Below are 6,095 nucleotides of genomic sequence, written 5' to 3' on the forward strand. Positions count from 1 at the left end.
CAGGCTCGCGAACTGGTCGCCGGCGCCGCAGGAGTCGCCGCTGTGCCGCGCGGGGGCGGGCACCAGCAGCGGATGGTCGCCGTAGGACAGCAGCGCGCCGCGGTCGCCGAGGGTGATGGCCACCGAGGCGGCCCCCCACGCCTCGGCCAGCGCCCGGGCGTGGCGGGCCGCGGTGTGCAGGCTCTCCGGTTCACCGGACGGCTTCGCCTGCCTCGCGGGCCCCGGCGCCTTCGAGGTGTGCGGGGCTTTCGGGGCCTGCGAGGTCCGTGAAGCCTTCGGAGCCGCCGGAGTACCCGGATCCTCGGGGGTCCTCGAAGTCCCGGGGGCCTTCGCCGGGCCCGTCGCCGGGCCGGCTCCGGTCGCCGGGCCGGACGGCCCGCCGGGGCCGCCCTCCAGCCGTCCGGCGAACAGCCGGGCCTCCGCCGCCGTAGGAGTCACCAGGCGGGTGCCCGGAACCGGCTCGCGGCCGCGCGGGTGCGGATCCCACACCAGGGGCACCCGGGCGGCCCGCTCGGCCAGCAGCCCGCGCACGGCGTCCGCCGTGCCCCGGCCGTAGTCGGAGACCAGCAGGGCCGGGGCCGAGGCGATCGCCTCGCGGACCTCCTCGGGCACGGCCGCGCCCCCGCCCGAGGCGGCCCGGCCGGTGCCCCGGTCCATCCGGACCACCGGGCGGCCCCCGGCCAGCACCCTCGTCTTCTCCGACAGGGCGCCGTCCAGGGGCAGCGCGGCCACCGACACCCAGGGGGCCAGCAGTTCGCGCAGCCGCACGCTCGCCGGGTCCTCCCCCAGGGCGGCCACCAGGGTGACCGGGCGGCCGCCGAGCGCCGCCACGTAGGCGGCCAGGGCGGCGCCTCCCGGGCGCAGCCGCTCCTCGCAGTCCTCCAGCACCGGCACCGGGGCGTCCGGGGCCAGGCGGTCCGCACGGCCGACCAGATCGCGGTCGAGCAGGGCGTCGCCGACCACGACCAGCGGCGCGGCGGGCGCCCCGGGCGCCGGGCCGTACAGCGGGTCGGGCACAGGGCCGGGCATCGGGTCAGGCATCGGCGGCATCGTCCGCGCTCCCCCCTTCCAGGACGTCCTCCAGGGCGGCGTCGAACGCGGCGCACACCATGTGCACCGCCACCAGGTGGAGTTCCTGCACCGTCGCGGTGGAGCCCGCCCGTACGCACAGCGACTCGTCGCTGCCCGCGGCCAGCGGGTTGGGCGCGGGCCCGGTCAGCGCCCACACCGACATCCCCGCCTCGCGCCCGGCCTCGGCGGCCGACAGCAGGTTGGCGCTGGCGCCGCTGGTCGACAGCAGCATCAGCACGTCGCCCTCCCGCCCGTGCGCCCGCACCTGCCGGGCGAACACCTCGTCCACGCCGTAGTCGTTGGCGATCGCGGTGGTGGAGGAGGTGTCGGCGTGCAGGGCGATGGCGGAGAAGGGCGGACGGTCGTCGCGGTAGCGGCCCACCAGCTCGGCCGTCAGGTGCTGGGCCTGCGCGGCGCTGCCGCCGTTCCCGGCCGCCAGCAGCCGTCCGCCGCCGGCCAGCACCCGCGCCAGGCGCTCGCCCCAGCTCTGGGCCGTGCCGGCCTGGTCGCGGAAGGGCGCCAGGGCGTGCAGCAGTTCGTCGCAGTGGCCGACGACCGGCCCCGGCCCCGTCGCCGGAGGCGTCACCGGCGCCGGGGCGGGGGCGGGGGCGGTCCTGGCGCGGCGGACCTTCGTGCCGTTCCCGGCGGCCCCGGCGGTGCTCTTCGCGGCCTTCGCGGTCTTCGCGGCCGCCCTGGCCGCCTTGTCGGTGGTCCTGGCCGTCGTCAACGGATCGCCCCCGTCGGAACGCGGTGGCGCGCGACCACCTGGGCGTACACCTGCTCGGCGCCGTCGGCCACCCGCTCCCAGGAGAAGCGGGCCAGGGCGCGCTCACGACCGGCCTCGCCGTAGCGGCGCAGCAGCCCGGGCGAGCCGGTCAGTTCGCTGACGGCGCGGGCCAGCGCGCCGGGATCGCCCGGTGGCACCAGCCGTCCGGTGACCCGGTCGGCCACCGAGTCCAGATGGCCGCCGACACCGGTGGCCACGATCGGCACCCCGCAGGCCATGGCCTCCAGCGGGACGATGCCGAACGGCTCGTAGCGCGGCGTGGACAGCACCAGGTCGGCGTCGCGGATCAGTTCGGGCATCCGCTCGTGCGGCACGGCGCCCAGCAGCCGCACCCGGTCCGCCACCCCCAGCTCCCCGGCCAGCCGCCGCAGCCGCACCGCCTCGGGGTCGGTGTCCAGCAGCGCGGGCTCGGGGCCGCCGGCGATCAGCAGCTCCGCGCCGGGGATCCCGGCCAGCGCCGCGATCGCCTGGTCGAAGCCCTTGCGCGGCACCAGGCGGCCGATCGCCAGCAGCCGGTGCGGGCCGCCGCGGCGGGCGTCCCGCCCGGCGGGGTCGGCGGGGCTGAACTCCAGGGTGTCCACACCGCACGGCACCACCGACGTCCGCTCCGGCGGCACGCCCATCGCGGCCAGCTCGAAGACCTCGTCGGCGCAGGTGGCCAGCACACGGGCGCACTCGCGGCCGATCCGCCGCTCCGCGTCGATCCGCTCGGGCGGGCTGGTGTCGTCCGCGCCCTGGTGGCGCCGCTTGACGGTGCCCAGCGCGTGGAAGGTCTGCACGACCGGCACGCCCGGGCCCTTCGCGCCGAGCAGCGCGGCCGTGCCCGACATCCAGAAGTGCGCGTGCACCACGTCCGGCCGCCGTGCCTCCCAGCGGCGCGCCAGATGGTCGCCGAAGGCGGTCATGTACGGCGGCAGGTCGTCCTTGGGCACCGGCCGGGGCGGCCCGGCCGGCACGTGCTCGACGGTCACGCCCGGTGCCAGCGGCACCCGGTCGGGAGGCTCGCGGGAGTCCCGGCGGGTGTGGACGGTGACCTGGTGGCCGCGCCGAGCCAGCTCCTTCGACAACTGCGCGACGTACACGTTCTGGCCTCCGGCGTCGGGGCCGCCGAGCGCGGCGAGCGGACTCGCGTGCTCGGACACCATGGCGATCCTCATCGGGCCACCTCCTTGATCAGCCGCTCCCAGTCGTCCAGGAAGCGCGGCAGCCCGTAACGGGCCAGTGCGGCCGTGCGCGCCTGCTCGCCGACGTGGCGCGCGTATGCCGGGTCGGCGAGGAGGCCGCGGACGGCGTCGGTCAGGACGTCGAGCCGGTTGGAGAGCACTCCGGCCCCCTCGGGCACGGCCGCGGACGCCTCGGTGGTGTCCAGGGCGACCACGGGCATGCCCAGGTGCATGGCCTCCAGCAGGGAGAGGCCGAGCGAGGTCCAGCGGATCGGGTGCACGTACACCCGCCGCCGGGCCATGGCCCGGTGCAGATCCCGCTGGGGGAGTTCGTGTGAGCGGCAGCGCTCCTCCGGGATGCCGAGCCGTCCGGCCAGCCCCCGGGTCCGCATGCCGAAGACGTCCAGGGGCGCGGCCTCGGCGAAGCGCGGCAGCAGGTCGGTGCCGGTGGTGCGGCCCCGGCGCAGCGGCTCGTTGACCACCACCGCCGCCCGCTCCAGGTCGCCGGTGTACAGCGGTCCCGGGTCGACGACGCCGTGCTCGACGACGGTGGTGGGGGAGGGGCCGCAGTCCCAGAACAGCCGGTTGAAGTGGGTGACGTGGACGATCGTCAGGCCCGGCTGACCGGCCATCGGGTGGCGGGTTTCGGGCACGTTCCCGTCCGGGGCGTTGTGCTCCAGGTAGACGGCCGGCACGTCGCGGCCCGGCAGCCGGCCGCCCAGCCACTGCTCGGCGAGACCGAGCTCGTGGGGGCGCTGGAGCACCACCAGGTCGACGTCCGCCTCCCGCAGCTCCTCGGGGGTCAGCTCCACCACGCTGTCCGGCCAGTCGAAGGTGACGGCGCGGCCGAGCCCGTCGGGGCCCCGGTCGGGGGTGACGGGCACGAGGTAGGTGTGCGGGCCCTGGACGAACGCGGTGGTCCAGGAGCCGTGCACGTGCCACAGCAGGATCCTCATACGGCTCCCTTCCGGCCGCCTTCGGCGGCTGCGCTCTGCCGGCCGCCTTCGGCAGCTGTGCTCTGCCGGCCGCCTTCGGCGGCGGCCTTCTCCACCGCGGTGACCACGTCCTGCGGCGTCACACGGTCCAGACAGGGGTGCCCGGGGACGGGGCAGACGCGGGCCCTGGTCCCGGCGCACGGGGCCTGCTGGTCGCCCAGCAGCACCAGGGGCACGCGGAAGGGGGCCCACCGCTCGGCCGGGACGACCGGCGAGAACAGCGAGACCACCGGCGCGCCCACGGCGGCGGCCAGATGGGCCGGGCCGGTGTTCCCGGTGACCACCGCCGCCGCGCCCGCCAGCACCCCGGCCAGCTCGGCGGGCGAGGTGCGCCCGCCCAGGTCGAGCCCCGCGCGGCCGGCCACGTACGAGGTCAGCTCGCGCTCCTCGGGCACGCCGGTGACCACCACCCGGTGCCCGGCCTCCGCCAGTGCCCCGACGGCCTCGGCCGACAGCTTCGGGCTCCAGCGGCGGGCGGGCACGCTCGCTCCGGGGTGCAGCACGACGTAGCCCGGCGGCCCGGCCAGCTCCTCCACCCGGGGCGGAGGCAGCACCCGCAGCCGCCCGTCGTCGCCCTCGGGCAGGGGGAAGCCGGCCGCCTCGGCCAGCGCCAGGGCGGCCTCCGCCTCGTGCGCCTGTTCGTCGCGCCGGTGGCGGACGTCCAGCAGCGATCCGGGGTAGTGGACGCTGTCGGCGGCGATCCGGGACACGCCCGCCATCCGCAGCACCAGGGCGGTCGGCAGGGGGCTCTGGTGGGCCGAGGCCAGGATCAGGGCGGTGTCGCAGCGCAGCCCGGCGATCAGCTCCACGGCCTCCTCGACGCCGTCCCGCCCGGTGGGGGGCGGGTCGAGGCCCACCCAGGGGGCGTCCCAGACGACGACCTCGTCCACTCCGGGCAGCATCCGCCCGGCGGGCGCGCCGCGCGGACCGCACAGCAGCGTCACGCGGTCGGCGCGCGCGGCCACGGCCCGTACCGCCGGGCCTGCCAGCAGCACGTCCCCGAAGCTGTCCAGACGTGCGACGAGTGCTCTCATGACGGCCTCCGGGCGGTGGCTGTGCGGGCGGCGGTACGGGCGGCCGCGCGGCCGGCGGTCTGGACGGCCGCGGTCACGGCCCGGTCGGCGTGCCGGTCGGCGCGCGCCGGCAACCGCACCGGAGTGCGGCCGTCCGCACCGGCGGGACGCGGCCACGGCCCGTCCAGCGCCGCGCGCACCGCGGTGAGCAGGTCGGGGGCGACCGCGGGCGCCTCCCGCACCTCCTCCGGAAGGGTCACGGGGGTGGGGACGAGGATGCCGCGGGCGCCGGCGGCGCGTGCGGCGTCCATGTCGGAGCCGATGTCCCCGATCACCGCGCACTCGGCGGGGGCCGCGCCCAGCCGCCGGGCCGCGTCCAGCACCAGGGCGGGGGCGGGCTTGCGGCAGGCGCAGCCGTCGTCCGGGCCGTGCGGGCAGACGGCCCAGGCGTGGAACGGGCCCAGCAGTTCGTCGATCCGGGCGTGCACCCGGCCCATGTCGTCCCAGCCGATCAGGCCGCGCGCGATGCCGGACTGGTTGGTGACCACCGCGGCCGGCACTCCGCGGGAGCGCAGCAGCGCCATCGCCTCGGCGGCGCCCGGCATCGGGCGCACCAGCGCCGGATCGCCGTTGTAGGGGACGTCCTCCACGAGGGTCCCGTCGCGGTCGAGGAGCACCGCGCGCACGGCCGTCATACCGTGCCTCCCCTGCCCCCGTGTCCGCCGCCGCCCGCGGCGGGGTGCTCGGCGGGGTGCTCGTCGGGGCGCTCGTCAGAGCGCGCCTCGCTCGGTCCCGCGCCGCCCGGGCCCGCCTCCCAGGGAGCGGCGGCGCGGTGGCGCAGCGTCCCGGCCAGCCGGTGGTAGACCGCCAGCGGCGGTATGAGCGCGCTGGTCACCAGCATGGTCGTGACCTCCTCGCGGGTGCGGGGTCCCGGCGCTATCCGGGCCCGGGCGAACTCGGCCGTGCCCAGCAGCCATCCCGCCCCGGCCAGGGCCGCGGCCCGCCGGCGTCCCGCCACGGCCAGGACGAGGGCGGCGGCGCCCGCGGCGGTGACCGCCGCGTGGCG

Annotated in this window: 6 protein-coding genes and 1 pseudogene; all 7 read right to left on the minus strand. The window is 78.1% G+C overall.

Annotation, left to right across the window (positions count from 1 at the left end; all coding sequences use genetic code 11):
- Window positions 1–1,029 (minus strand): PfkB family carbohydrate kinase (locus ACLIYP_RS28620; protein WP_412716004.1); only part of this gene is annotated, 1,029 nt, incomplete at its 3' end.
- A gap of 4 nt (window positions 1,030–1,033) precedes the next feature.
- Window positions 1,034–1,657, minus strand: coding sequence for a D-sedoheptulose-7-phosphate isomerase (locus ACLIYP_RS28625; protein ID WP_412716005.1), 624 nt, complete (start codon window positions 1,655–1,657; stop codon window positions 1,034–1,036).
- 137 nt (window positions 1,658–1,794) lie between these two features.
- Entirely contained in the window at window positions 1,795–3,015 is a 1,221-nt protein-coding gene (locus ACLIYP_RS28630; RefSeq protein ID WP_412716000.1) for a glycosyltransferase, read from the minus strand.
- Window positions 3,012–3,977, minus strand: a complete 966-nt coding sequence (locus ACLIYP_RS28635) for a glycosyltransferase (protein ID WP_412716001.1) — start codon at window positions 3,975–3,977, stop codon at window positions 3,012–3,014. Before ACLIYP_RS28635 ends, ACLIYP_RS28630 begins: the two co-directional genes overlap by 4 nt.
- Window positions 3,974–5,050, minus strand: coding sequence for a glycosyltransferase family 9 protein (locus tag ACLIYP_RS28640; RefSeq protein ID WP_412716002.1), 1,077 nt, complete (start codon window positions 5,048–5,050; stop codon window positions 3,974–3,976). Before ACLIYP_RS28640 ends, ACLIYP_RS28635 begins: the two co-directional genes overlap by 4 nt.
- Window positions 5,047–5,724 (minus strand): D-glycero-alpha-D-manno-heptose-1,7-bisphosphate 7-phosphatase, encoded by a 678-nt coding sequence (locus tag ACLIYP_RS28645; RefSeq protein WP_412716003.1) that lies wholly within the window; start codon window positions 5,722–5,724, stop codon window positions 5,047–5,049. The genes ACLIYP_RS28640 and ACLIYP_RS28645 overlap by 4 nt, the downstream gene beginning before the upstream one ends.
- A pseudogene (locus tag ACLIYP_RS28650) lies at window positions 5,721–6,095 on the minus strand (hypothetical protein); the annotation flags it as partial. The gene ACLIYP_RS28645 and the pseudogene ACLIYP_RS28650, both read right to left, overlap by 4 nt.

Source organism: Streptomyces nanhaiensis (assembly GCF_046614825.1).
Lineage (GTDB): Bacteria > Actinomycetota > Actinomycetes > Streptomycetales > Streptomycetaceae > Streptomyces > Streptomyces radiopugnans.

Coding starts and splice junctions, on each gene's coding strand:
- ACLIYP_RS28645 (WP_412716003.1), bottom strand. CDS start 5,724: ATGACGGCCGTGCGCGCGGTGCTCCTCGACCGCGACGGGACCCTCGTG.
- ACLIYP_RS28635 (WP_412716001.1), bottom strand. CDS start 3,977: ATGAGGATCCTGCTGTGGCACGTGCACGGCTCCTGGACCACCGCGTTC.
- ACLIYP_RS28630 (WP_412716000.1), bottom strand. CDS start 3,015: ATGAGGATCGCCATGGTGTCCGAGCACGCGAGTCCGCTCGCCGCGCTC.
- ACLIYP_RS28640 (WP_412716002.1), bottom strand. CDS start 5,050: ATGAGAGCACTCGTCGCACGTCTGGACAGCTTCGGGGACGTGCTGCTG.